The sequence below is a fragment of the Paenibacillus sp. SEL3 genome (genome assembly GCF_054602585.1).
The window spans coordinates 85,567-109,816 of sequence record NZ_CM137725.1 but is presented as its reverse complement, the minus strand read 5'-3'; the positions used below and the strand labels follow the sequence as shown (position 1 = coordinate 109,816).

Genomic DNA, 24,250 nt, shown 5'->3' with positions numbered 1-24,250 from the left:
ATACACGTGGCTTTTCTTGTCAAAGAAAGGTGCGTATACTATAATGAAGCACAGTTAAAGATTTTAGCGATGCACAGTTTAACAGTTTAAAGGGGGAACGCGTCATGAGTTTACGTTATTTAACCGCGGGGGAAACGCATGGTCCCCAGCTAACTGCCATTGTAGAGGGTATGCCGAGCAATTTAAAATTGGATTTTGAGGAATTGAATTTTCAGCTGCACCGTCGTCAGAAAGGATATGGACGGGGTCGGCGTATGCAGATTGAAAAAGATACGGCGAAGATTGCTGGAGGCGTACGTCACGGATACACCACGGGTGCACCGATTGCGCTGGTTGTGGAAAATAACGATTGGAAGCACTGGCAGAACATTATGAATATTGAACCTATTGAAGGCAGTGATGAAGAAAAGCGTCGGGTTCACCGGCCACGTCCGGGTCATGCGGATTTGAATGGCGGAATGAAATACAACCTGAAGGATCTTCGTAACGTGCTGGAGCGCTCCAGCGCACGTGAAACAGCAATTCGTGTGGCATGCGGCGGTTTGGCTCGTCAATTGCTGGCTGAGTTCGGAATCAAGGTGGCAGGTCAGGTCATTCGTATTGGGGAAATCGAAGCTCCTTACCGCGATTTGCCGATTGATGAGCTGATTGCGGTGACAGAAGCTTCCTCGGTGAGAGTAACCGATCCAGAAACCGAAAAGAAAATGGAAGCATATATTGATCTGATCAAGCAAGAAGGTGATTCAGTCGGTGGGGTAGTGGAATGTATTGTAGAAGGTATTCCGATTGGTCTGGGCAGTCATGTACAGTATGATCGGAAGCTGGATGCACGTATCGCACAAGGCGTCATGTCGATTAATGCATTTAAAGGCGTGGAAATAGGCATCGGTTTTGAAGCAGGAGAGTTGCGCGGCTCACAGGTGCATGACGAGATTCTATATGATGAGGAACGTGGATATCACCGTCGTACCAATCGTTTGGGTGGTTTTGAGGGGGGCATGACGAATGGAATGCCAGTTGTGGTTCGTGGCGTAATGAAGCCGATCCCCACACTCTACAAGCCTCTGCAAAGCGTCGACATTGATACGAAGGAGGCGTTTACTGCACAGGTTGAGCGTTCGGATGCATGTGCAGTACCTGCGGCTAGCGTAGTTATGGAGCATGTGGTAGCTTGGGAGATTGCAAAAGCTTTGCTAGAAAAATTCGGCGGGGATTCGATTGAAGAGATTCGTGCGAATATTGCATCCTACGAAGAACAATTGGGGCGGTACTAAAATGAGTACGCTGACGGTACAGCTTGGCGAACGTTCTTATCCTATTCATATTGGACGAGGACTGTTATATCGAGCCGGAGAGTTGTTGAAGGAACGAGGAATTGCGCAAAAAAGCCCGTTGTTGATTGTTTCTGACGAAAATGTAGCGGGATTCTACTTGGCAACATTGGAGAGCAATCTTCAGGCATCTGGCTACAAGACAGTGTCCTTTGTCGTTAAGCCAGGTGAAACCTCCAAGTCGCTTGCTGTATTTGAGCAGGTCATAACAGCAGCCATTGAGGGCGGCTTGGATCGCAATTCAGCCGTTATTGCACTTGGGGGTGGTGTCGTGGGTGATTTGGCTGGATTTGTGGCAGCTTCTTATATGAGAGGTGTCAAGTTTGTACAGATCCCCACTACGATTCTGGCCCATGACAGTAGCGTGGGCGGTAAGGTCGGCATCAACCATCCTTTGGCGAAAAATATGATAGGAGCTTTCCATCAACCGGAACTTGTGTTGTATGACGTAGATACGTTGTCTACACTGCCTCCTCGTGAGGTATCTGCGGGGCTTGCTGAAATGATCAAGCACGGCTTGATCTGGGATGCTGATTTCGCCCAGTGGTGCCGTGACCATGCGACTGATTTGCTTGCACTGGATGCGACAGCTCTGGAGTACGGTCTGGAAAAGGGATGTTCCATTAAAGCCGAAGTGGTGTCACGCGATGAACGAGAAAATGATTTGCGCGCTATTTTAAACCTAGGTCATACGATTGGTCATGCGATTGAAGCTATTGCGGGATATGGTGAGTTTTTACACGGGGAAGCCATTTCGATTGGGATGGTCGGCTCCGCACTTTTGGGCGTGAAGCTGGGGGCATATCCTTCTTTGGTAGATGCAACGAAGGATATGTTGTCTTCACTACGGCTACCGACCTCCCTTCCGTCACATCTCGATACAGATCGGCTACTGGACGCGATGATGCATGACAAAAAGTTCAAAGAAGGCAGCATTACTTTTGTCGTCCCACGTAGCATCGGGCACGTGGAGGTTGTGAAGGATATTTCCGTCTCTTACATCCGAAGAGTTATTGAACAGTTAAAAGAGGGGGTGTAACGATGTACAATCGTGGAATTCGTGGCGCGACGACCGTAGCGAATAATGAAGAAAATGAAATTTTGGAAGCAACAAGCCAACTACTGGAAGAAATTGTATCCTACAATGAAATTCAGCCAGAGGATATTAGTAACGTATGGATTACGGTGACTCATGATCTGGATACTGCCTTTCCAGCCAAGGCCATTCGTCAGCTTGATGGCTGGGATATGGTTCCGCTCATGTGTGCATTAGAAGTTCCTGTGGCAGGTAGTTTGCCCAAGTGCATCCGTCTGATGGTACAGGTGAACACTGATAAATCCCAGCGGGAAATTAAACATGTATATTTGAACGGAGCGCAGGCCTTAAGACCGGATCTAGCTTCCCAAGGGAAATAAGTGCCTGTTTTTTAAGTTGATGGTTGCCAAAGTAACATCCCATGAGATATAGTGTGTGTAGCAGAGTTAAGTAGAGTAGAGTTAGCCAGAGACAGAGTTGAGATGAGAAGAGTGCAGCCTTAGCCAATTCCATATGAGATTACAGAGATCGGCGGTAGCGGGTAAGCTTTTGTCTATGAAGAGATATTCTTCTACAGAGAAGCTTATTTGAGGCAACCTGCGCGGTTAAACCAAAGGGATGAGTGTATACTTATCAATTTGCTGTAGTCATTTTACATATGGAGCATTCTTATAATTTCAATAACTGACAGCCTCTACCTTACCGGTAGAGGCTTTTTTACGATTATAGAATTTATAAAATTTTCAGCGGAGCTGAACAATTCTATAATCGCAAGAAAAACTTCCGCTACACGCGGTCTGGCCTCCGTGAAGGTACGTCGATAGACGTTTTTCTTATATTCTCTCCTTTGGTTCTGCGCCAATTTGGAAAGGAAGTGATCTCATGTTAACGCCGCATGTGGAGCAAGTGATAACGATGGCGAGTGAATTTAACCTGATTCCTGTATACAAAAAAGTGCTGGCTGATATGGAGACGCCGATTCGGATTTTCCGTCGGTATGCCGAGCGGGACCGTGCCTTTCTGCTAGAGAGTGTAGAGGGAGGCGAGCAGTGGGCGCGACATTCGTTCATCGGTACAGACCCGTTTCTAATGGTCTCGGGTAAAAAGGGACGTTTGATATTGGAACAACACGGTAAACGGCAAATATTAAACGACAAGCCGATTGAAGCGCTCAAAGCATTGCTACGTAAATACCGCAGTCCGAAACTGAAAGAAATGCCTCCATTTACAGGCGGGGCTATCGGGTTTTTTGGATATGACCTGCTTCAATACTATGAAAAGCTGCCAGAGCACTCGGTAGATGATTTGAATATGGATGATATTCGTTTTATGTTCTGCGATCAAGTCATTGTCTTTGATCATGTGAAACAGCAAATTTTGCTGGTTGGCAATGTTCATGTAGGCGAAGGGTTCCGCGATGAGGACATTCGAGCTGCTTATGCTGATGTGGAACGCAAGTTGGAGGAAACGGCACAGTATCTGCGCAAGCAGCCTCAGCCTGAGCGATTAGGATCGGCCTCTATTCCTGATGATGTGGAACTGGGTGAGATTCAATCCAATGTGACGAAGGAACAGTTTATATCAAACGTAGAGCAGGCGAAGGAGTATATCCGATCCGGTGATATTTTTCAGGTTGTACTATCCCAACGTTTTCACATTGATACAGAGGCCTCTCCTTTACAGGTTTACCGCGTGCTGCGCACGATGAACCCGTCGCCATACATGTATTATTTGAAAATGGATGACGAGATCATCGTAGGCACTTCGCCTGAGGCACTCGTCAAGGTGGAAAACGGCCGGGTAGAGACCCGTCCTATTGCGGGAACGAGACCGCGTGGCGTAACGGAGTCAGAAGATGCGGCGCTTGCTGAAGAACTGCTGAAGGATGAAAAAGAACGTGCAGAACATCTGATGCTGGTCGATTTGGGAAGAAATGATTTGGGCCGTGTATCACAGTTTGGCACAGTCAAATGCGACACGTTCATGGAAATTGAACGCTATTCTCATGTCATGCACATTGTATCCAATGTGTCAGGTGAGCTACGTGAGGACAAAGATTTCTTCGATGCTTTCCTGTCTTGTCTGCCAGCCGGCACCGTATCAGGGGCACCAAAGCTGCGGGCCATGGAGATTATTGCTGAGTTGGAGCGGGAAGCACGTGGACCCTATGCAGGGGCGATTGGATATTTGGGCTTCTCGGGCAATATGGACGCTTGCATTACGATTCGCACGATTGTGTTTAAAAAGAACCGGGCTTATGTCCAGGCAGGCGCTGGAATTGTGTGGGACTCGGTTCCGGAAAGCGAGTATCAGGAGACGGTGAACAAAGCAAAGGCATTGCTGAAGGCAATCCGCACGGCAGAAGTGATGTTCCCGGCAACGACACAGCCCTATAACAGCGTCATCAACCAGGATTATTTGTACACTCCGTAACACACAAAAATCTGATTTTGAGGAGGAGACGACAATGGAACGACATGACATGATGCAAGTGGGGTTAAGCCGGATCATGGAGGGACAGCATCTTTCGCGTACGGAGGCCCGGAGCGTAATGGAACAGATTATGAGTGGGAGTGCTACACAGGCGCAAATTGGCGGGCTGCTGACGGCTCTTCGCCTCAAAGGGGAAACGGTAGATGAAATCACTGGTTTTGCCGAGGCTATGCGTAGCTACGCTAGTCCAGTGCAAACTGAAGAAGGCAACGGTCGTCTGCTGGACACATGTGGTACTGGAGGTTCGGGAATTCACAAGTTTAATATTTCCACGATATCCGCAATCATCGCAGCTTCGGTGTCTGTACGGGTAGCAAAGCATGGCAACCGTTCTGCAAGTGGCCGTGCCGGGAGCGCTGATGTCCTGGAGGCATTGGGAGTCAATATTCATTTGACGAGTGATCAGGCTAGGTCATGTCTGGACCGAATCGGCATCTGCTTTTTATTCGCACAGCTGTATCATCCGTCTATGAAGCATGCCGCCGCGCCGCGCCGCGAACTGGGTGTGCGGACGGTATTCAATATGCTGGGTCCATTGACGAATCCGGCTGGTGCGGATCGGCAGTTGTTGGGCATTTATGACGCCAGCAAAACGGAAGTCATTGCCGAGGTATTGAACCAGCTCGGCTCCAAACGGGCCATGGTTGTCAGTAGTCTGGATGGACTAGATGAAATTAGCATTTCAGCTGCGACACGAGTATCCGAGCTAAGGGACGGCAAGGTTCACACGTTCGAGCTTCATCCGTCGGATTTGGGCTTGCAGACGCATTCTCTTGATCAGGTACTGGGCGGTGACGCACAGGTTAACGCAGATATCATACGACGAATTTTAAACGGAGAGCATGGAGCTTATCGGGATGTTGTGTTAGCGAATGCAGGAGCGTGCATTTATGTATCAGGCACAGCAGCTACCTTGACGGACGGAGTAGCACGAGCGGCCGAAGCCATTGACTCTGGACGGGCACTTTCCAAGCTGGACCAATTAATACAGGCAACGGGGGAATATCAATATGTATCTTGATAAAATTGTGGTGACGAAGCGACAAGAAGTGGAGCAGCTTAAGGAGCATTTTCAAATAAGTAAAGCTGAACGATTAATTGCTGATTTACCTGCGACGAGAGAATTCGAAAATGCGATCGCGAGCGGACGCAACCGTCCGCTCGGACTGATTGCTGAGGTGAAGAAGGCTTCCCCATCCAAAGGGCTGATTCGACCGGATTTCCATCCGGTGGACATTGCACGTGCATATGAGGGAGCAGGAGCGGATTGCATTTCTGTACTGACAGATGTGACGTATTTTCAGGGAAGTCCTGAATATTTACAGCAGATTCGCGATCAGGTGAAGATTCCGCTGTTGCGAAAGGATTTTATCATTGATGAACGGCAAATATATGAAGCTCGTTTGCTGGGAGCGGATGCGGTGCTGTTGATTGCCGCTATACTGGAACCGCGTGTATTAGGGTCCTTTTTACAAATCGCCAAGAACCTTGGGCTGGACGCATTGGTAGAGGTGCATGACAGTGAGGAGCTTAAAGCGGTACTGGAGCTGGGGACAGCAACCTTGATTGGCGTAAATAACCGAAATCTGCGAACATTCGAGACTCGTCTCCAGACGACGGAGGAGCTGATCTCACTAATTCCTAAAGGGATTACGTTCATCAGTGAGAGCGGAATTGCTGGACCGGAAGATGTAAAGTATCTGCATTCGGTGGGTGCACACGGCATCCTGGTAGGGGAGCATCTGATGCGCAAGGAAGATGTGGGACAGGCTGTAACCGAATTGATGGACGGGATTAAAGTATGAACAAAACGGGCGTAAAAATTTGTGGACTTCAAAGCGTTGAAGTGCTAAAATCTATGGTAAACTTACCGGTCGATTATATAGGTTTTGTGTTTGCCGACAGCAAGCGCCGGATTGACGGCGTACAGGCTGGAGAGCTGCTTCGCGTATTGGATGAATGGACCTCAGGCAGCAGACCGCGCAGCGTGGGCGTATTTGTGAACCCTGGTGATGCACTGTTAAATGATGTGATGGAGAAAGCACCCTTGGATGTCATACAGCTGCATGGACAGGAGAGTCCAGAGCGCTGTCGGGAAATCAGGGAGTATTTTGGTATACAGGTATTCAAGGCATGGTCTGTGGACAGTCAAGGACAGAGAGAACGCTCGGCGGACGAATTGGATGCCTATGTCGGAACAATTGATGCTTTACTGCTCGATACATACGATCCCCTGTATGGTGGCGGTTCTGGAAAAACGTTTGCGTGGGATCGAATTCCTGCCTATCAGGCTTGGACCCATCAACATGGAATTCCTTTGTTTGTAGCCGGCGGGCTGACTGCTGATAATGCGGAAAAGCTGGTTCATGAGTATCATCCCGAAGGGCTGGATGTATCCAGCGGTGTAGAGACGAACGGAGTCAAGGACATTGCAAAAATCACAGCATTCGTAGAAAGGGTGAAGCAGGCATGACACAATTACCTGATAACAACGGACGTTTTGGAACATTTGGAGGACGTTTTGTACCGGAAACGTTGATGAACGCACTGATTGAATTGGAGGAATCCTACCGTAAGTACGCGGATGATCCCGAGTTTAAAGCAGAGTTGAACGGGCTCCTGAAAGACTATTCTGGTCGGGAAACCCCGCTTTATCATGCGGAACGTCTGAGCCAGTATTTGGGCGGGGCTAAAATTTACTTGAAGCGCGAAGATTTAAACCATACTGGCGCCCACAAAATCAATAATGCATTAGCTCAGGGATTGCTGGCGAAGCGTATGGGTAAACAGAAGGTTATTGCTGAAACAGGCGCAGGACAACATGGTGTCGCGACAGCAACTGTGGCTGCGTTGCTCGGATTGGAATGCAAGGTGTTTATGGGCGAAGAGGATACTGTGCGCCAGCAGTTGAACGTTTTTCGGATGCAGCTTTTGGGTGCAGAGGTCATTCCAGTGACATCGGGTACACGTACACTTAAGGATGCTGGTAATGAAGCCTTGCGTTACTGGGTCAGCCATGTCCATGATACGTTTTATATTTTGGGTTCAGCTGTCGGCCCGCATCCATATCCAATGATGGTGCGGGACTTCCAACGTGTGATTGGTGATGAAACGCGTCGCCAGATCCTAGAGAAGGAAGGCAGATTGCCGGATGTCATCGTGGCAGCGATCGGTGGCGGAAGCAATGCCATCGGCATGTTTTATCCTTTTATTGAGGATCAGGGTGTCGCTTTGATTGGCGTGGAGGCCGCTGGAAAAGGTGTCGAAACAGAATTCCATGCAGCTACGATGACCAAGGGAACACAAGGGGTCTTCCAAGGCTCTATGAGTTATCTGCTTCAGGATGAGTACGGACAAGTGCAACCTGCGCATTCCATCTCGGCTGGACTGGATTATCCAGGTGTTGGACCGGAGCATTCATACCTGAAAGATATTGAGCGGGCCCAATATGTTCCGATCACGGATCAGGAAGCGCTGGATGCGCTTCAGCTCCTCTGCCGTACCGAAGGAATACTTCCTGCATTAGAGTCGGCACATGCAGTTGCGCAGGTCGTCAAGCTGGCACCTACGTTGACGCCAGATGATATTATCGTTATTTGTTTGTCTGGACGAGGGGATAAAGATGTGGACTCCATTATCAAGTATTTGGGAGGAAATCCGTCATGAATCTAATTGATCAGGCGTTTGATCGCCTTAAAAATGAAGGCAAAACGGCATTAGTTCCTTTTCTGACGGTAGGCGACCCGGATGTGGATACGACGATAGAGATCATTCGGCAGTTAGAGTCGGCCGGAGCTGACATATTGGAACTGGGTGTACCCTATTCCGACCCGCTGGCTGATGGTCCTGTAATTCAGCGCGCGTCTGAGCGTGCACTGAAACGGCAAATTTCCATCCGCACGTGCATGGAGACAGCTTCTCTGGCTAGGGCGGCAGGTTCAAACCTGCCTTTTATTCTGTTCACGTATTATAACCCTGTATTACAGATGGGGATGGATGCTTTCTTTGCAGGCTTGCAGGAGCACGGTATCAGCGGTCTTATTATTCCGGACCTTCCGCTTGAGGAAGCGGAGGAGCTGGGAGGACGGGCAGCAGAGGTGGGTGTGCATCTGATTCCTCTGGTGGCTCCAACGTCTGAACAGCGGATCGAGCGAATTGTCCGTCAGGCCCGTGGATTTGTATACTGTGTATCCTCGCTGGGTGTAACCGGGGAAAGAGCTTCCTTTTTTGAAGGTATAGAGGGCTTTATCGCGCAGGTCAAACGGCATACGGATATTCCGGTAGCGGTCGGCTTCGGGATTTCTACTCAAGAACAGGTAGCCCGGTTTTCAAACATTTGTGATGGAGTTGTAGTCGGCAGTGCTATTGTACGTCAGGTAGAGGAGGCCATTCCGCTACTGAATGATTCTGCACGCAGGCAAGAAGGTCTTTTGCAAATTCATAATTTTGTGGCACAATTAAAGCAATAATGGGTGTCAAAATATAAAGTAGTAAATATAGTTCTGATTGGATAGAGGAGGTAGGGGCATGCAACCTAAACCGCATATTGTACATTTGCCAGTATATCAGCCCGGTAAACCGATTGAAGACGTAAAACGTGAGCTGGGACTCGATGAAGTCATCAAGCTCGCCTCGAATGAGAATCCGTATGGTAGCTCTCCTAAAGTATTGCAGGCTATTCAGCAGGAGTTTGCTAACATTAGTGTGTATCCTGATGGAAGTGCGGTAGCTTTGACACAGGCACTAGCTAAACGGACGGGTTTAAAAGAGGAACAGTTTATCTATGGCTGTGGCTCTGACGAAATTATTGCGTTGATTACGCGTGCTTTCCTCCTTCCTGGAGAAGAAAGCATCATGGCCGATCAGACATTTTCCGTGTATAAAAGTAACGTGGAAATTGAGGGAGCGGTTGCAGTTGAGGTGCCTTTGCGTGATGGTGTACATGATTTGGATGCTATGCTGTCCCACATCAATGACCGTACAAAAATTATTTGGATATGTAATCCAAATAACCCGACGGGCACGATTGTACCCGAAGCGGAGCTGATTGCGTTTTTGAACCAAGTACCAAAGCATATCATGGTTGTGCTGGATGAAGCTTACGCCGAGTTTGTGACGGATCGTTCTTATCCCGACGGCATTCGTTTGTTGCCAGTGTATGAAAATCTGGTTGTACTTCGCACCTTCTCCAAAATCTATGGCCTTGCTTCGCTACGCATTGGTTATGGTATGGGAGCTGAGTCAATTATTCGCTTGATAAATCAGGTTCGTGAACCGTTTAATACTTCACGGGTAGCACAGGCTGCGGCTATTGCTGCTTTGGAAGATCAGGAATTTGTTCAAGAATGCGGGGATCGTAATGCAGAGGGCAGAGCTTATTTGCAAAATGAGCTGAAGCGTCTGGGATTGGAGTCTTTCCCAGCACATGGTAATTTTATTATGCTGGATGTACGTCGTCCATCCGGTGAGGTATTCCAGGAGTTGCTTCGTAAAGGTGTGATTATTCGCGCAGGTCATCACAAATATCCGACATATATTAGAGTGTCCGTTGGATCACAACCGCAAAATGAGTTGTTTATTCGTGCGCTGGAACAGGTCCTGGGGGCGGAAGCGGCGAAAGTACGCCTATAATTTCCGCAGATGGGATTTGATAATTGATGAAGATTGCCATTTTCGGCGTGGGACTGATAGGTGGGTCCCTCGCACTTTGTTTTAAAGGGAAGCCGGATATTTCGGTTGTCGGCCATGCCCATCTCCCTGAACTGATGGAACCGATGTTAAGCCGTGGTGTCGTGGACACCGCGACTCTTTCGGTTGAAGAAGCGGCAGAGGATGCCGATTTTATTTTTTTATGCGTACCTGTGGGCTTATTGGAGTATTATCTCGAACTGTTAAGCAGGCTACCGCTTAAAGCGGGTTGTATTATCACTGATGTAGGCAGCACGAAATCGGCAATTGCCAAAAAAGCATCAGAAATTTCTTTGCGCAATGCTTACTTTATCGGTGGTCATCCGATGGCCGGTTCGGAGCGTTCCGGTGTAAAGGCTGCTTCCGCGTTGCTGTTTGAAAATGCATATTATGTGCTTTCCCCGGCAGAGGGTGTGCCTGAGGAAGCATACTGCTCGCTGGAACGTTTATTAAAATATACTAATGCTCATGTTGTGCGTGTCGAACCAGCTATGCACGATGACATTGTCGGTGCGATTAGCCATCTTCCGCACATTATTGCAGCAGCGCTGGTGAATCAGGTGCGAAAGCACAATGATGAAAATCCGTTGTACCGTACATTGGCTGCCGGTGGGTTCCGTGATATTACACGGATAGCCTCTAGTGATCCGGTTGTGTGGCGGGACATCTTACTGAGCAATCGTGAAGTTTTACTAGGTCTGTTGGAAGAATGGAACGGACAGATTGAGCGTTTTACCCATTTACTGAGAATACAAGACGGTAAGGGAATCGCTGACGAGTTTTTAACAGCTGGGCACTTCCGCAGTGAACTGCCAGAGCGTCGTAAAGGAGTCATCGTCTCTACGTTTGATCTGTATATTGATGTACCGGATACCCCAGGGATTATCGGGCGAATTGCTATGGAACTGGGGAATCACAGCATTAATCTGAGCAATATGCAAATCATTGAAAGCCGGGAGGATGTCCCAGGCATCATGCGGCTTTCCTTCCGTCAAGAGCAGGATTGGGAGCGTGCCAAGACACTGCTGGATTCGATGGGCTATAAAGTGGTGGTATAAAGGGTGAAGAAAGTATGAGTGTTCGTTAAAGGAGGGACTGCGCTCCGCGATTCATTTGATCTTACGATCGCTGTTGTCTGCGGATTTTCTGAATATATGTACAAAGGGGAAAATCCCGCAGGCAAAGGCGAGCGCTCCGCTTCTCCAGATTCGAATGAACCTCTACGCTATGGACCGCCTTAAAAGCACCACACTTTCTGAGAGTGAAGTAGTAAGAAAAGATCTAAAGCGGGTGAAGGTTCTCTTCGCTCGCTTTTTTGTTACTTGAAGAGGTAGTGGAGCTACGCGTTATTTTGTAATTACTATCTTTCTATACATACCGTTGAACATTATAGGTGCATCCTCTTTGATCCGCAGTTTTGTTTTTTGGGTTTCAAACAGTTCTTCAAAATTCAACCCTATATCGGTTCCTAACACCTTAATAACGGGCCTTATCGTTTTTTTGAATAATGAGGGCTTTTTTCCTTTAGGAGAAAACTTATCGAAAATAATAATTTCCCCGTCTTTTTTCAAAACCCGCACCATCTCATCGAAGCATTTATTTGCGTTAGGTACTACTGAGAGAATTAAACTTCCTACTACTATATCAAATTGCTCATCCATAAAATTCATTTGTTGAGCATCCATTTCCAAGAATTTTATGGAGGTTTTGGCAAATTTATCTTTTGCTTTGTTAAGCATTTCAGGTGAATAATCTATGGCAGTAATATCCAGCCTGTAGTGATTTATTAATTCTAAATCTGCTCCAGTTCCTACACCTACAAAAAGTATTTTTTGCTCGCTATTAAATGACTTTTCTTGAAATATGATCTTTCTAGAATTGAGGAAGCTACCTGAATTGAAAAAGTTATCATAAATTGGAGACCAAATCTTATATACAGCCTTGTTCCACTTATTATTCATTTCCTGCCCCCTATCTATTGAAAAAATTAATTATATAATAATGTGTTTTAATAGGACAACCAAATAATTGGTGAAATATTGATGTATTTTATCAACCCACATATGGGGTAGGTGAGTAAGGTAAAGAGGAGTATTGGAAAACAAAAAAAAGACCACCCGGGTAAAGCCCCGGGTGGTAGCTACTTTTAGTGAAGTAGCTGAGTAGGATAGGAGTGGAGAGAAACCATACTGTACTTTTATTATATGTATACGTTTTCATTTTGTCAATATTTTTTTAAAGCGTTTTCTTTTTTTGTGTAATTATCCTTATTGGTTTATTTGATGGCACGCTTTCAGTAGGTTTGTCATTTAATCTTGAAAAAATTTAAAATCCATTGAAAAGCTGTATAAATGAATTAGTTGCCAGCGTTAGGGAGGCATTGATGGAAATCGTGGGGATTTTGGACTTTTTTACTGGCGGTCATTTTGTGGTACAATGGGTAAGTCCATTTTGGACGTTGAATATTGTTGGGGATAGCACCGTTAATGTTGGCACTACATAGGGTAAGAAAATAACAAATGTTCCATGATGCTGTTTCATCCATTTGCGCAGAGGGCGCAACTTTTTTTGACCTGTTCGGTATATATAGACAGAATCGAACGGGAAAACAGCACATGTATGGGCGAGGAGGGTCTCACTCGGATGATGACAGATTCCCAGATGATTCAGGAAATCAAACAAGGTAATGTTGAGGTTTATTCAGAATTAATGAGGCGTCACCAACGTAAAATTTTAGCTTTTGTTTATCATATGCTGAAAAGTTCGAACCTGGAAATGATTGCTGAGGACTTATGCTCGGAGACGTTTTACAAAGCGTATCGGAGCCTGCACTCTTTTCGCGAGGTAGACGCATCGTTCTCCACTTGGTTATATACAATTGCACGCAATACGGTGCTAAGTGAGCTTCGCAAGCACCGTAGCGGTCAGGTTCCATTGGAGGAGAGCGGTTATGTACCGGTAGCTCCATCGGATGTAATTCCGGAGCAGGCTGTCCTTCGCGGTGAGAAGGTAGAGATGGTTCGTGAGGCGATCAATAGATTGCCTGAGAAGCAGCGATCTGCGCTGATTTTGCGTGAATATGAGCAATTAGATTATCAGGAGATTGCGACTATTTTAGGACAGACCGTCAGTGCGGTGAAGTCGTTGCTTTTCCGGGCAAGAACCAGTGTGAAGACGCAGTTGGAGCCTTATTTTTTTGAGCCTCTCTATGAGGAAAACGAAGGGATGAGCAGCCAATGAAATCCAGGGACACTGAGGATTTGTTCGCTACAGGCAAAAATGTATCGAAACAAGACTCGGAGCGCAGACGGGCCAAAAGCTCGTCTGCTGGGTGGGAACATGGTTTGGAAGAAAAAGAGTGGGATTTGTCAAAAGAAAATCGATCCGCTATTCGTGATATTTCCTTTGAAATAACAGATGATAAGCTAGAGGCCATGAATCGCAGAGTCATGGATCGAATTTATGAAGAATCACCGTGGCTTGTTCCGGGTGAGCATCGACGTGCGCGTGTGAACCCAGCAGCCCGTAAGTATATGTCTGTATGGATCGCTGGCTTCTTGGCCGTATTTTTATGCAGCTTTTTGTTTTTGAACTGGAATGGAAGCTCCTCTAAGGAAAATCCCCCTCAAGCAGCTCCTGTCATGGATACGGGTATTTTACCGACAGGCCTGTTGGAAACTACAAGTACATCTCCACAATATCAATACCACATTAAAGATGTGAATAGTGGCATTATGGACCCGCTGGTTGCTAGCATTGTTCCTACTTATCCGCAATACTGGATGCTGTTGTCTGTACTGGCACTTGCGCTTGCTTTATTTTCTCTGGGCTGGATCCATCGGACGAGAAGGGTCAGAAGTTAGCAGGACAGCTGGACTCCAATATGAATTCATAACAATGCCTGAATAACAAAACAGCGGAGGAAAAGACACGATGCTTATTGGCTTGATCAGACATGGATTGACGGATTGGAATGCGGTAGGGAAAATCCAGGGCCACAGTGATATTCCGTTAAATGAGGAAGGACGCCAGCAGGCACGCTTGCTTGCAGAACGATTAAAGAGAGAGTCTTATCATTGGGACGGGCTTATTACAAGTAGTCTCTCCAGAGCGAAAGAGACCGGGAAGATTATTGCTTCTGCTCTGCATCTTCCGTTGCTAGAATCTGATGATCGACTAAGAGAACGTGCTTATGGTCAGGTCGAGGGCATGACACAGGCCGAGCGTGAAGAGAAGTGGGGAGTCGACTGGCACCTGCTGGATCTAGGGCAGGAAAGCGATGCGGATCTTCAGCTTCGCGGGCTAGGTTTTATGGAGGCCATTTGGACGGAAAATCGGGACAAGAATCTGCTGGTCGTTTCCCACGGCGGTTTTTTGGCTAATTTGTATAAGGCTCTGTATCAGGAAAAATTCACGGAACGAATCGGCAATTTGTCACTTAGTATACTTCAGCGTGAGGATATGGATTGGGCACCACTTTTGTATAATTGCACGAAGCATTTGCAAGAGAAAAGTGACTGTAACTCAAAAAGTTAGTAAAAGACCACGGCTTCTACTCATCGTAGAAGTCGTGGTCTTTTTTGTTTTTTAATTATACCTTTGCAAAAAAAGAGGTTTAGAGTTTGAACAATCCGTCAAAGCTGTGGGTACAACAGGTAAGAATCAATTCCGGATGACAGTCCAGTGACGAGGCGATGGAACAATGAATCTGGCGGATATGCTGACATTTGCGGATATTGTGCATTTGAACAGAATCGCGGTGTATTACGATTGTGACTGTAAACCTAATTCCAAGCATGAGTTGATCCAGGGGATTTTGACGAAGCTCGGCAGCAGTAGTTTTTTTGAGGCGCAGGTCAAGGAGCTGAGGTTGTCAGAGGTAAGGTTTTTGAACGCACTGCTGTTCGATGACCGACCGTATTTCAGCATGGAGGAATTGATTGCAATAGCCAAACAGTCTGTTGAGGAGGACGAAAATCCTGGTGAGCGGCCAAGAGATATTGTGACCCGTCTGCGTTCTAGTGGCTGGTTGTTCAACGGTTCGACGCACAACACGAGGTATTTGTTCCAAATTCCGTTGGATATGAAGGAGCGCTTTCGACGTGTTATGGTACATGACTTCCAAAGCGGAATGACACGGGTAAGCGAACCGTCATCGTACCGGGATGAAGGGCATCTACTGGCAGAGGATTTACGGCTTTTCCTTCAATACATGGGGCAGCATGAGGTTCCGCTAAATCCCGAGGGGGCTTGGTACCGTCGCAATCAGCAGCAGCTGATGGAGCATTTGCACATTGCGGAGCCGCTTTTGGGGAAGGGAGGATGGCGTTTCGGGTATGGTTCCTCTTTTAAGTTTTATCCAGACCGAATGGCCCTACTGTATGATTATGCCCGACACTCCAAGTACATCGAGGAGAAAGGGGACCAGGTTGTGCTGACGGCAAAGGGGGAAGCACATCAGGAGCATACAATTGAGGAAGAAATGATACAGCTATTCAGGTTTTGGTTAAGACTGTATAAAGGAGCCGTTCCTAATTTGCTTTCTCTAGTCTACTGGATTGGAGAATGTGCCAGACCGTGGACGTCCTCAGAGTCGCTTTTTGTACATATCGGCCCACTGATTCGACCGTTTTACTATGATACGCCCCGTTCGGTCTTTGATCAGAGAATTATACGAATGATGCTTCACTTGGGTATGCTTCGTCAGGGTGAACATCCGACGGGACCCTCTGTACAGATGACGGCCTGGGGGCTGAAGTTGGCGGGAGAGTGCCGCATTGGGCGGAACGACTCGGGTATACGGCTCCATTGACAAGCAACACACATGTTGATAGAATTTCACCCAAAAAGAGAGGGTGAAGTTGATGCTGATTCACTATACCGGAAACATGCCACAGCTCCATTCATCTGTCTATGTGGCAGAAGGAGCAAAAATTGTCGGAAAAGTAACGATCGGCCAAGATTCCTCTGTATGGTTTAATGCCGTACTGCGCGGAGATATGGCGCCTATCATCATAGGTGAACGCTGCAATATTCAGGACGGTGTCGTGGGACATGTGAACACGGATCAGCCCCTGTTGCTGGCGGATGACATTTCGGTAGGTCATGCTGCAATAATCCACGGTTGTACGGTAGGCAAAGGCACTTTAATCGGTATGGGGGCCATTGTACTCAACGGAGCGGAGCTTGGTGAATATGCTTTAATAGGAGCAGGGTCGGTCGTTACGGAAAATACCAAAATACCACCCTATACTCTTTCTCTCGGTACACCTGCCAAAGTGGTGCGCGAATTGACAGATGCAGATTTGCAGCGGATGTCACGAACGGCACTCAGCTATGTGGCGAAAGGAAAAGAATATAGGATCTCTTAAACTCATGTTGGAGGTGCATCCTATGGATAAAATGAAGGTTACTTATGAAGTAATGTTGGGCCTGTCTGCTGAAATGGTTTTGGACGAGGCATTACGTAAACACCGGAGTGAAAAACTCTACAAGGATATTGATGAGGCGCTAGCCTCCGGAGATGAAGTAGCTTTTCGTCATCTTACGGATGAGCTGAAAGCAATGAGTTAGAATAATCTTAGGAACCCTAAGTTGGATTTCAGACCAATTGTTAGTTCGAGATTATAATCATCAAACCTGACTGTAGCGGCGGTCAGGTTTTTTTGGTACGCTTGGATATGGTATAGTTTTTGTAGGATGGGCCTGTACAAGGCAACCGTCGTATGAACGGAGGATGAAGGGCGTGTCGTTATCTTATTTGTGGAGCCGGTCGTTCTTGACGAGCCGGCCTTTTTTATGGCTGCTGTTCTGGTGTAATCTGGTAGGAACAGTGTGTGGGTACATATGGTATGGGGGGCAGTTGGAATATACTCTAAATTATCATCCGATGTGGCAGATTGTATTTGTGCCTGATAGTCCGACGGCGAGTCTGTTTTTTACGATCTCTATAGCATTTTTGCTCTATTCTCCGCGTCTCAAGAGCTTGAAGGTCATTCGACAGATCATGGAGGCGTTGGCTGTTGTCACGAGTGTAAAATATGGCATATGGGCTTCAGCTATTATTTTTTGGGGAGTTGCGCAGGGCGGACATATGATATGGCAGGATTGGATGCTGGTGGCATCTCACACGGCAATGGCGGTCGAAGCGTTACTGTTCGTGCGTTTTTTCACCTGCAAATGGGCTGCTTTATGCCTAGCCGCACTCTGGACATTGTTAAATGATACGATGGATTATACATTTGGTATATATCCGTATCTTCCAAAGACGCTAATGGATAATGTACCGCAAGTGCGTGCGTTTACCTATATGCTAACCCTTGTCAGTATCGTAGCAGCATGGCTTGCCATGTTTGCGCGCAATCGAATGAGAGTAGAAGTGAAGAAATAGAAAGGAATCCGTGATGATCATAAAATAAGAAAGAGCTTTAATCATTTAGCTACACAAAGTTTTGGTTTTGATTTTGAAGAAAGTTCTAGTCCCGGTAACCTTGCCATACAGTAAGGTGAGGAGGGATGTCCCATGATTAGGGGTCAGACGTTTCAAATTACGATACGTATTGTTTCGAGTGTTGTATTATCTATGGTCCTGATGCTGTCCGTCTGCGTCCCTCCAGGTGTGGCAGAAGCGCGTGATCAATCAAAACCCATACGAAATACAAAAGAAATTGAGGAACTGGATCATGCAGCTGCGATACTGTACCGGGATGTGATGGACGGGAACATTGAAAAAGCGCGCGCGGATGTAGCCGAGGTGAGTCGATGGTTTGGCACCGGACAGGTGCAGGCAGCATTATCTGTAGAGGCCATTCATGCTTTGTCCGGCAGCATCCTTGAGGTGCAGCAAGCTACACAGTCCGTCCAAGTATCACCAGATGAGTGGGTGAAGGCTGCGGCCAATTTACGACTTGCGACAGATGCGCTTGCACATCCGCGTCAGCCCTTATGGCAGCAGTATTATAAGATTTTAAAAGAAGATGTTAGCGGTTTGAACAGCCAGTTTGCTAAAGGTAACATGAAGGGTTTCAAAGCTGGAGCCGCAGTGCTGGAGGACCATTATGAGACGATTCGTACAGCAGCATTGATACATGGCAGAACAAGTGAGGTTATCCGGGCTGATTCATGGATTTCCTACGTCAAAGGATTGGGTGATCAGCAATACGCAGATGCCTCAGCGATTAGAGGGGCGTTGGATCAGGGAAATCCGACGTTTAATGCCTTGTTTGGACGTGAAAAAGACGCCACTGCACTGGCGCCATTTATCCCGCGTGAAAGTGAGCGCCGGGCAGAATTGGCAATCGGCATGATTGTTCTGCTGGCGCTGGTCTATGCAGGTTATCGTAAATATCGAGCTGGTTTCTCTGGATAACGATGCAAATTCGAACATTCGCGTCGTTGGCTGCTGAGCCATCCATATAGATTAGCCCATCGCCCGGATTTCCGGGCTATTCCTCTTTGAACCCCTCTCCATGTACATCATGCACATCCTGTATGATAATAAACGCCCGTGGATCAACCGATTTAACAATTTGGTGCAAACGTCGTATTTCCTGACGAGGCACGACACAATAGGCAACATGCTTGGCCTGCTTGGAAAATGCACCTACAGCCGGAATAATAGTAACTCCGCGATCCATGTCTCTAATAATAATATCCGCAATGTCCATCGTGTGGTCGCTGATAATCATAAAGGCTCTGGCGGAATAGGCGCCTTCTTGTATAAAATCAATAATCTTGGACGCGATGAACACGGCGACTAATGTATATAGAATTTTTTCTTTTGGTATGTAAAGTAGTGAAGCACCGATAATGACGATATCAATGACCAGCATAATCCTTCCCATACTCCAGCCAAACTTCCGGTTTAGAATACGAGCGATTATATCCGAGCCGCCCGTGGTGCCGCCAAAGCGGAACACAATACCTAATCCGGCTCCAAGCGTAACCCCCGCATATAATGAAGAAAGTATAAAATCGTGTTCAGTTTGAAATGTTCCCATCCATCCGAGATGAATCATTTTTTCATACAACCACAGAAAAAAAGTGAGCGACCCAATACCTACCCCTGTATATAGAATTTGCTTGCCCCCAAGCATTTTCCATCCAATTAAAAATAAAGGAATGTTCAGAAGCAATGTGGAGAGAGAGGGTGAAATCGAAAAAGCATAATTGAGCAGCAGGGTGATCCCAGTAATACCACCTTCCATCAGTTTACTGGGTATAATAAAATAAAGCAGACCGAATGCATAGATGGCGGTCCCGAGCACAATGGGTAAAATCATTTTAAGCTGTTCCATGGACTTGGATATCTTCATATAATCCCTCGCAGTAGCAGTTTAAGGAAGAACGACTTCATGCTGATTTTGCTAATCGCAGCTCCTTATATGTAGTATACCTTTTTACGGTAGCTTTAAAAGACTGATGACAGTAAGTTGGGGTCATAAGTTCACAATTAAAAAAAATTTGTTTTAAAATGTGCTTTACGATAACATATGAATAAACCTGCACATGGGGGGATTGCGTGTTTCATGGAAAAATCATTAGATGAAATTCAACGTGAGGTAGACCAGTATATATCTCAATTTAAGGAAGGGTATTTTAGCCCTTTAGCGATGTTGGCCCGGATGTCTGAGGAAGTCGGGGAACTGGCGAGGGAAGTCAATCACTCCTTTGGCGAGAAACCGAAAAAAACGGATGAGGCGGACAATTCCATTGAGCTGGAGCTGGGGGACATTTTGTTCATCACCATCTGCTTTGCGAACTCGCTAGGTATAAATTTGACCGAGGCACATGATAAGGTTATGCATAAATTTAACACACGTGATGCGAATCGTTGGACCAAAAAGGACACCGATTAGGCGCTTTGTACATATGCTGTACCAAACCGGTTACCCGGAGGTGCAGTGTCATGAAGGCGGAGGAATACGTTCAGAAAGCTTATCAGTGCATTTTGCAGAACGATTTTGAGCAGGCCGTGGAATGGTTTGAAAAAGCAATTTCAGCTCAGCCTGATCATGCGGAGCATTATTTCCGGTGCTCGGTTACCTATGCTCGTAGTGGTCGTTTGGAGCAGGCTCTCGCATATGCAGAGCATGCGGTTCGTCTCGCTCCACAGCAGGATGAATATGTTCTCCATCTACATGCGCAGGAAGCCAGGCAGCATACGGAGAAGGCCAGAAAAATGCTGGATGTCGACAGAGCTACGCCGCAGGTGCGTCAGGATGCGATCTTGTTACTGGAACGAGCAATAGCCCTCGATCCGTTATGTGGGGATGCTTTTTTGCTGCTCGCATTGATTTATGACGAAATGAATGAGTATAAGCTGGCTGTGCAGGCTGCTCGTGAGGCGGCTGCACTGTTTCCTCACAATGTGCAGCTTGCCAACCTCATGAAGAAGTTATGCCAGCAGATGAATGAACAGATCTAGCACAAATGGATGCATAAGGAGTTGTAGGGATATGTCAGAACCAATAAAAGTGGCTGTTGTAGGAGCAGCAGGGCGTATGGGCCGTGAAGTTGTCAAATTGGTTCTTCAAGATGAGGAACTACAGCTTGTGGCCGCAGTGAACAGAACACATGCCGGCAGTGATGCCGGCCTTCTCGTCGGACTACCGGAAGCGGGTATCGCTATTGTGGAGGATGTGGAGCAGGCATTACTGGATAGCCGAGCGGATGTCATGGTCGATTTTACGGGGCCGCGTTTTGCATATGCACATACAGCGCTTGCTATCAAGCATGGAGTTCGTCCGGTTATCGGAACAACAGGGTTTACTCCCGAACAGATTGATGAACTGGACAAGCAGTGTCGTGAGCAGCAAATTGGTGGTCTGATCGCGCCAAACTTTTCAATTGGCGTCATTTTGATGATGCGGTTTGCGGCTCAGGCAGCGAAATACTTCCCACATCTGGAAATTATCGAATATCATGGTGACCAAAAATTGGACGCGCCATCGGGCACAGCCATTAAGACCGCAGAGCTAATCGCCGAACAGCGTGAAGAGCTGCGACAGGGTAACCCGGAAGAGGAAGAAACGTTAGAAGGATCACGGGGAGGTTACTATCAAGGGTTTCGTGTCCACAGTGTCCGTCTTCCCGGTGTGTTCGCACAGCAAGAAGTGATATTCGGAGGGTTTGGACAATCTCTGAAGATTCGTCAGGATTCTTATGAACGGGCGGGCTATATGCCGGGTGTTAAAATCGGTATTCAGAAGGTCATGGAGCAGCCAGGGCTTGTATATGGATTTGAGCATTACATCGATTAAGAATACGCGAATGATTGGACGAATGAAATTATAGAATGAGGCAGGAGGAACTTCGAATGTTAAAGATTGCATTTATAGCGCATGACCGAAAAAAGGATGAAATGGTAAATTTCATAACGGCCTATGAGCATGTTTTTACAGATCACAAGTTATTTTCAACAGGTACAACAGGTCTGCGCATTATGGAGCAAACCAAGCTTGAAATTCACCGTTTCATGTCCGGGCCGCTTGGAGGAGATCAGCAAATCGGGGCCATGGTTGCGCAAAATGACATGGACTTGATTATATTCTTGCGTGATCCGCTCATGGCACAACCGCATGAGCCGGACATTAGTGCCTTGTTACGTTTGTGTGACGTGCAGGGGATTCCTTTGGCAACAAACGTTGCAACTGCTGAAATACTGGTGAAAGCGCTGGACCGAGGCGATTTTGCTTGGCGTGAGCTGGTACATAAATATAAACCGGGCATTGACCAGCAGGGTGATATATAATGACGCTGGACATCCTGATTTTCGGAGCTCATGCTGACGATGCAGAAATAGGAATGGGAGGCACGATTGCCAAGCATACAGCCGCTGGTTTAAAGGTGGGCGTGTGCGATTTGACGCGGGCTGAAATGTCATCCAATGGTGATGTGGATACTCGTATGTCAGAAGCTGAACATGCTTCGAAAGTGCTCGGGCTTGCTGTGCGGACGAATTTGGGTCTGCCTGATCGTGGATTATATGTAACTCCTGAACATGTAGCTGCAGTTACAGCAGAAATCAGGCGCCATGCACCGAAAGTCGTATTCGCTCCTTATTGGGAGGATCGGCATCCAGACCATGTCATGTGTAGCAAGTTGGTGGAGGAAGCGGTATTTAACGCGAAGTTGCGACGTTTTATGCCAGAAAATCCTGCGGTACAGGTAGAGCAATTATATTTTTATTTTATCAATGATATTGGCAGAACGGATTTGATTGTGGATATCACCGAGCATTATGAAGTCAAGGAACAGTCATTATTGAGTTATGCTTCGCAATTTCAGGCAGCGCCTGGAAAGGATACAGTATCCACTCCATTAAATCAGGGATATGTGGAACGCGTAAAAGCTCGCGACTCGTTGTTGGGTCAGCGCAAACTGATTACGTATGCAGAAGGGTTTGCGTCCAAAACGCCATATCTGGTTAAGCTATTCACATAAGAATTCTATACTTGAGCATTTTGCAGAGTGTAAAAATAAATCGGCAGAAAAGTTATCACTGGTGAGCGGAAGGAGGCAGCTAGCTTGAATGACAAACTGAAAATTGGGATTACCTGTTATCCGTCGCTGGGTGGTTCCGGCGTAGTGGCTACTGAGCTGGGCAAGTTGCTGGCAGAAAAAGGGCACGAGGTTCATTTTATTGCCAATAGCATTCCGTTCAGATTAGGCGGGACGTTTCAGAAAAATATTTTTTATCATGAGGTTGAAATTAACGATTATTACGTGTTTAGATATCCGCCCTATGATTTGTCACTGGCGACCAAAATGGCCCAAGTCGCACAAATGAAGAATTTGGATGTACTCCATGTTCATTATGCGGTACCACATGCAGTATGCGCTTACTTGGCGAAGGAAATGGTGGGTGATCATCTGAAGGTGGTAACCACCCTACACGGTACGGACATTACAGTCTTGGCACAGGATGAGTCGTTGAAGGACCTGATTCGGCTGGCTATTAACAAAAGTGACGCTGTGACGGCGGTTTCCAAAGATTTGATTCGGGAGACGATAGATGCGCTGGAAATTACACGGCCTATTGATTTAACCTATAATTTTGTAGATAAACGGGTGTATTATCCACGAGATGCCGCTGCGCTTAGAAGAGACTTTGCCCAACCGCATGAAAAAATAATGATGCATATTTCCAATTTCCGTCCTGTCAAAAGGGTGGGCGATGTGTTGGATATATTTGAAAGAGTGCAACGAAAAGTGCCTGCGAAGCTGCTGCTGGTGGGGGAAGGACCGGATCTACCAAAAATCCGTTGCAAAATTGAGGATTTAGGACTTCAAGACAAGGTCTTCTTTTTAGGTAAGCAGGATCAGATCGCAGAAGTGATTTCTATGGCGGATGTGCTGCTGCTTCCCTCGGAAAAAGAAAGTTTTGGTTTGGTTGCGCTGGAAGCAATGGCCTGTGGAGTGCCGACAATCGGTTCTCAGGCCGGAGGAGTTCCTGAACTCGTTGTGCATGGAAGTACGGGGTATCTTGCTGAAATTGGTAATACTGAGGCGATGGCTGATTATGCAGTTGAGCTGTTGTCCGATGAAGCGATGGCGGAACGTTTCCGTGAAGCGTGTCTGACCCGCGCCCGTACCGTTTTTTGTGATGAGCTGATTACCCGTCAATATGAAGAAATCTATTACCGTGTGTTGGGACGCGAGGTGCCGGATCTTAAACCGATCAGCGTTTAAGGGGGCGGAC

28 protein-coding genes are annotated in these 24,250 nt (G+C 46.9%); 26 read left to right on the top strand and 2 right to left on the bottom strand.

Features of this window, described 5'->3' with window-relative positions:
* Window positions 1–104 precede the first annotated feature (104 nt).
* The 12 genes from aroC to ACYCS5_RS00480 all read left to right on the top strand — a co-directional run bounded on the left by aroC (window position 105) and on the right by ACYCS5_RS00480 (window position 11,789).
* Window positions 105–1,274, top strand: coding sequence for a chorismate synthase (gene aroC / locus ACYCS5_RS00535; RefSeq protein ID WP_459760644.1), 1,170 nt, complete (start codon window positions 105–107; stop codon window positions 1,272–1,274).
* A gap of 1 nt (window position 1,275) precedes the next feature.
* A complete protein-coding gene (gene aroB, locus ACYCS5_RS00530; protein WP_459760643.1) occupies window positions 1,276–2,370 on the top strand; it encodes a 3-dehydroquinate synthase in 1,095 nt (364 codons plus the stop codon).
* A gap of 2 nt (window positions 2,371–2,372) precedes the next feature.
* Window positions 2,373–2,747 (top strand): chorismate mutase, encoded by a 375-nt coding sequence (gene aroH, locus ACYCS5_RS00525; RefSeq protein WP_029517339.1) that lies wholly within the window; start codon window positions 2,373–2,375, stop codon window positions 2,745–2,747.
* Between the two features lie 502 nt (window positions 2,748–3,249).
* Window positions 3,250–4,800, top strand: coding sequence for an anthranilate synthase component I (trpE, locus tag ACYCS5_RS00520; protein WP_459760642.1), 1,551 nt, complete (start codon window positions 3,250–3,252; stop codon window positions 4,798–4,800).
* A gap of 34 nt (window positions 4,801–4,834) precedes the next feature.
* Window positions 4,835–5,881, top strand: a complete 1,047-nt coding sequence (trpD, locus tag ACYCS5_RS00515; RefSeq protein WP_459760641.1) for an anthranilate phosphoribosyltransferase — start codon at window positions 4,835–4,837, stop codon at window positions 5,879–5,881.
* A complete protein-coding gene (gene trpC / locus ACYCS5_RS00510) occupies window positions 5,871–6,665 on the top strand; it encodes an indole-3-glycerol phosphate synthase TrpC (protein WP_459760640.1) in 795 nt (264 codons plus the stop codon). Before trpD ends, trpC begins: the two co-directional genes overlap by 11 nt.
* Entirely contained in the window at window positions 6,662–7,333 is a 672-nt protein-coding gene (locus ACYCS5_RS00505) for a phosphoribosylanthranilate isomerase (protein ID WP_165146976.1), read from the top strand. Before trpC ends, ACYCS5_RS00505 begins: the two co-directional genes overlap by 4 nt.
* Entirely contained in the window at window positions 7,330–8,526 is a 1,197-nt protein-coding gene (trpB, locus tag ACYCS5_RS00500) for a tryptophan synthase subunit beta (RefSeq protein ID WP_459760639.1), read from the top strand. The genes ACYCS5_RS00505 and trpB overlap by 4 nt, the downstream gene beginning before the upstream one ends.
* Entirely contained in the window at window positions 8,523–9,329 is an 807-nt protein-coding gene (gene trpA / locus ACYCS5_RS00495) for a tryptophan synthase subunit alpha (protein ID WP_459760638.1), read from the top strand. The genes trpB and trpA overlap by 4 nt, the downstream gene beginning before the upstream one ends.
* 58 nt (window positions 9,330–9,387) lie before the next feature.
* Window positions 9,388–10,491 carry a histidinol-phosphate transaminase gene (hisC, locus tag ACYCS5_RS00490; RefSeq protein ID WP_459760637.1) on the top strand — a complete coding sequence of 368 codons (1,104 nt, stop codon included), beginning with the start codon at window positions 9,388–9,390 and terminating at the stop codon, window positions 10,489–10,491.
* A gap of 26 nt (window positions 10,492–10,517) precedes the next feature.
* Window positions 10,518–11,606, top strand: coding sequence for a prephenate dehydrogenase (locus ACYCS5_RS00485; protein ID WP_459760636.1), 1,089 nt, complete (start codon window positions 10,518–10,520; stop codon window positions 11,604–11,606).
* Between the two features lie 18 nt (window positions 11,607–11,624).
* The gene (locus tag ACYCS5_RS00480) at window positions 11,625–11,789 is read left to right on the top strand and encodes a hypothetical protein (protein WP_161626999.1); all 165 of its coding nucleotides are present in this window, start codon (window positions 11,625–11,627) and stop codon (window positions 11,787–11,789) included.
* A gap of 105 nt (window positions 11,790–11,894) precedes the next feature.
* Here the strand turns inward: ACYCS5_RS00480 and ACYCS5_RS00475 are convergent, their stop codons facing one another.
* A complete protein-coding gene (locus ACYCS5_RS00475) occupies window positions 11,895–12,509 on the bottom strand; it encodes a class I SAM-dependent methyltransferase (protein ID WP_459760635.1) in 615 nt (204 codons plus the stop codon).
* A 682-nt stretch (window positions 12,510–13,191) separates the two neighbouring features.
* Between ACYCS5_RS00475 and ACYCS5_RS00470 the strand changes: the two genes are divergently transcribed.
* The 8 genes from ACYCS5_RS00470 to ACYCS5_RS00435 all read left to right on the top strand — a co-directional run bounded on the left by ACYCS5_RS00470 (window position 13,192) and on the right by ACYCS5_RS00435 (window position 18,916).
* Complete coding sequence (locus ACYCS5_RS00470) at window positions 13,192–13,788, top strand: RNA polymerase sigma factor (RefSeq protein WP_013310707.1); 597 nt, start codon at window positions 13,192–13,194, stop codon at window positions 13,786–13,788.
* The gene (locus ACYCS5_RS00465) at window positions 13,785–14,411 is read left to right on the top strand and encodes an anti-sigma factor (RefSeq protein WP_459760634.1); all 627 of its coding nucleotides are present in this window, start codon (window positions 13,785–13,787) and stop codon (window positions 14,409–14,411) included. The genes ACYCS5_RS00470 and ACYCS5_RS00465 overlap by 4 nt, the downstream gene beginning before the upstream one ends.
* 70 nt (window positions 14,412–14,481) lie before the next feature.
* Window positions 14,482–15,084 carry a histidine phosphatase family protein gene (locus tag ACYCS5_RS00460; RefSeq protein WP_039271097.1) on the top strand — a complete coding sequence of 201 codons (603 nt, stop codon included), beginning with the start codon at window positions 14,482–14,484 and terminating at the stop codon, window positions 15,082–15,084.
* A gap of 166 nt (window positions 15,085–15,250) precedes the next feature.
* Window positions 15,251–16,360 (top strand): hypothetical protein, encoded by a 1,110-nt coding sequence (locus ACYCS5_RS00455; protein ID WP_069012435.1) that lies wholly within the window; start codon window positions 15,251–15,253, stop codon window positions 16,358–16,360.
* Between the two features lie 52 nt (window positions 16,361–16,412).
* A complete protein-coding gene (locus ACYCS5_RS00450) occupies window positions 16,413–16,919 on the top strand; it encodes a gamma carbonic anhydrase family protein (RefSeq protein WP_459760633.1) in 507 nt (168 codons plus the stop codon).
* Window positions 16,920–16,941: 22 nt separating this feature from the next.
* Window positions 16,942–17,121, top strand: coding sequence for an IDEAL domain-containing protein (locus tag ACYCS5_RS00445; RefSeq protein WP_013371655.1), 180 nt, complete (start codon window positions 16,942–16,944; stop codon window positions 17,119–17,121).
* Between the two features lie 172 nt (window positions 17,122–17,293).
* Window positions 17,294–17,938, top strand: a complete 645-nt coding sequence (locus ACYCS5_RS00440) for a DUF1405 domain-containing protein (protein WP_209947374.1) — start codon at window positions 17,294–17,296, stop codon at window positions 17,936–17,938.
* A 132-nt stretch (window positions 17,939–18,070) separates the two neighbouring features.
* Window positions 18,071–18,916: a sporulation protein YpjB gene (locus ACYCS5_RS00435; RefSeq protein WP_459760632.1), complete on the top strand. Its 846-nt coding sequence runs from the start codon at window positions 18,071–18,073 to the stop codon at window positions 18,914–18,916.
* A 76-nt stretch (window positions 18,917–18,992) separates the two neighbouring features.
* Here ACYCS5_RS00435 and ACYCS5_RS00430 read toward each other — a convergent pair whose 3' ends face one another.
* Window positions 18,993–19,862, bottom strand: coding sequence for a YitT family protein (locus tag ACYCS5_RS00430; RefSeq protein WP_029517356.1), 870 nt, complete (start codon window positions 19,860–19,862; stop codon window positions 18,993–18,995).
* Between the two features lie 213 nt (window positions 19,863–20,075).
* Here ACYCS5_RS00430 and ACYCS5_RS00425 point away from each other — a divergent pair, with 213 nt between their 5' ends.
* From ACYCS5_RS00425 to bshA, 6 genes are all read left to right on the top strand, one after another.
* A complete protein-coding gene (locus ACYCS5_RS00425; RefSeq protein WP_029517357.1) occupies window positions 20,076–20,405 on the top strand; it encodes a nucleotide pyrophosphohydrolase in 330 nt (109 codons plus the stop codon).
* Window positions 20,406–20,455: 50 nt separating this feature from the next.
* Window positions 20,456–20,974 carry a tetratricopeptide repeat protein gene (locus tag ACYCS5_RS00420; RefSeq protein WP_029517358.1) on the top strand — a complete coding sequence of 173 codons (519 nt, stop codon included), beginning with the start codon at window positions 20,456–20,458 and terminating at the stop codon, window positions 20,972–20,974.
* Window positions 20,975–21,005: 31 nt separating this feature from the next.
* On the top strand, window positions 21,006–21,809 hold the full coding sequence (gene dapB, locus ACYCS5_RS00415; protein WP_039271105.1) for a 4-hydroxy-tetrahydrodipicolinate reductase: 804 nt from the start codon (window positions 21,006–21,008) through the stop codon (window positions 21,807–21,809).
* A gap of 56 nt (window positions 21,810–21,865) precedes the next feature.
* Window positions 21,866–22,300: a methylglyoxal synthase gene (gene mgsA, locus ACYCS5_RS00410; protein ID WP_029517360.1), complete on the top strand. Its 435-nt coding sequence runs from the start codon at window positions 21,866–21,868 to the stop codon at window positions 22,298–22,300.
* A complete protein-coding gene (gene bshB1, locus ACYCS5_RS00405) occupies window positions 22,300–22,992 on the top strand; it encodes a bacillithiol biosynthesis deacetylase BshB1 (protein WP_449292238.1) in 693 nt (230 codons plus the stop codon). Before mgsA ends, bshB1 begins: the two co-directional genes overlap by 1 nt.
* Window positions 22,993–23,076: 84 nt before the next feature.
* Window positions 23,077–24,240: an N-acetyl-alpha-D-glucosaminyl L-malate synthase BshA gene (gene bshA / locus ACYCS5_RS00400; protein WP_029517362.1), complete on the top strand. Its 1,164-nt coding sequence runs from the start codon at window positions 23,077–23,079 to the stop codon at window positions 24,238–24,240.
* Window positions 24,241–24,250: the final 10 nt, after the last annotated feature.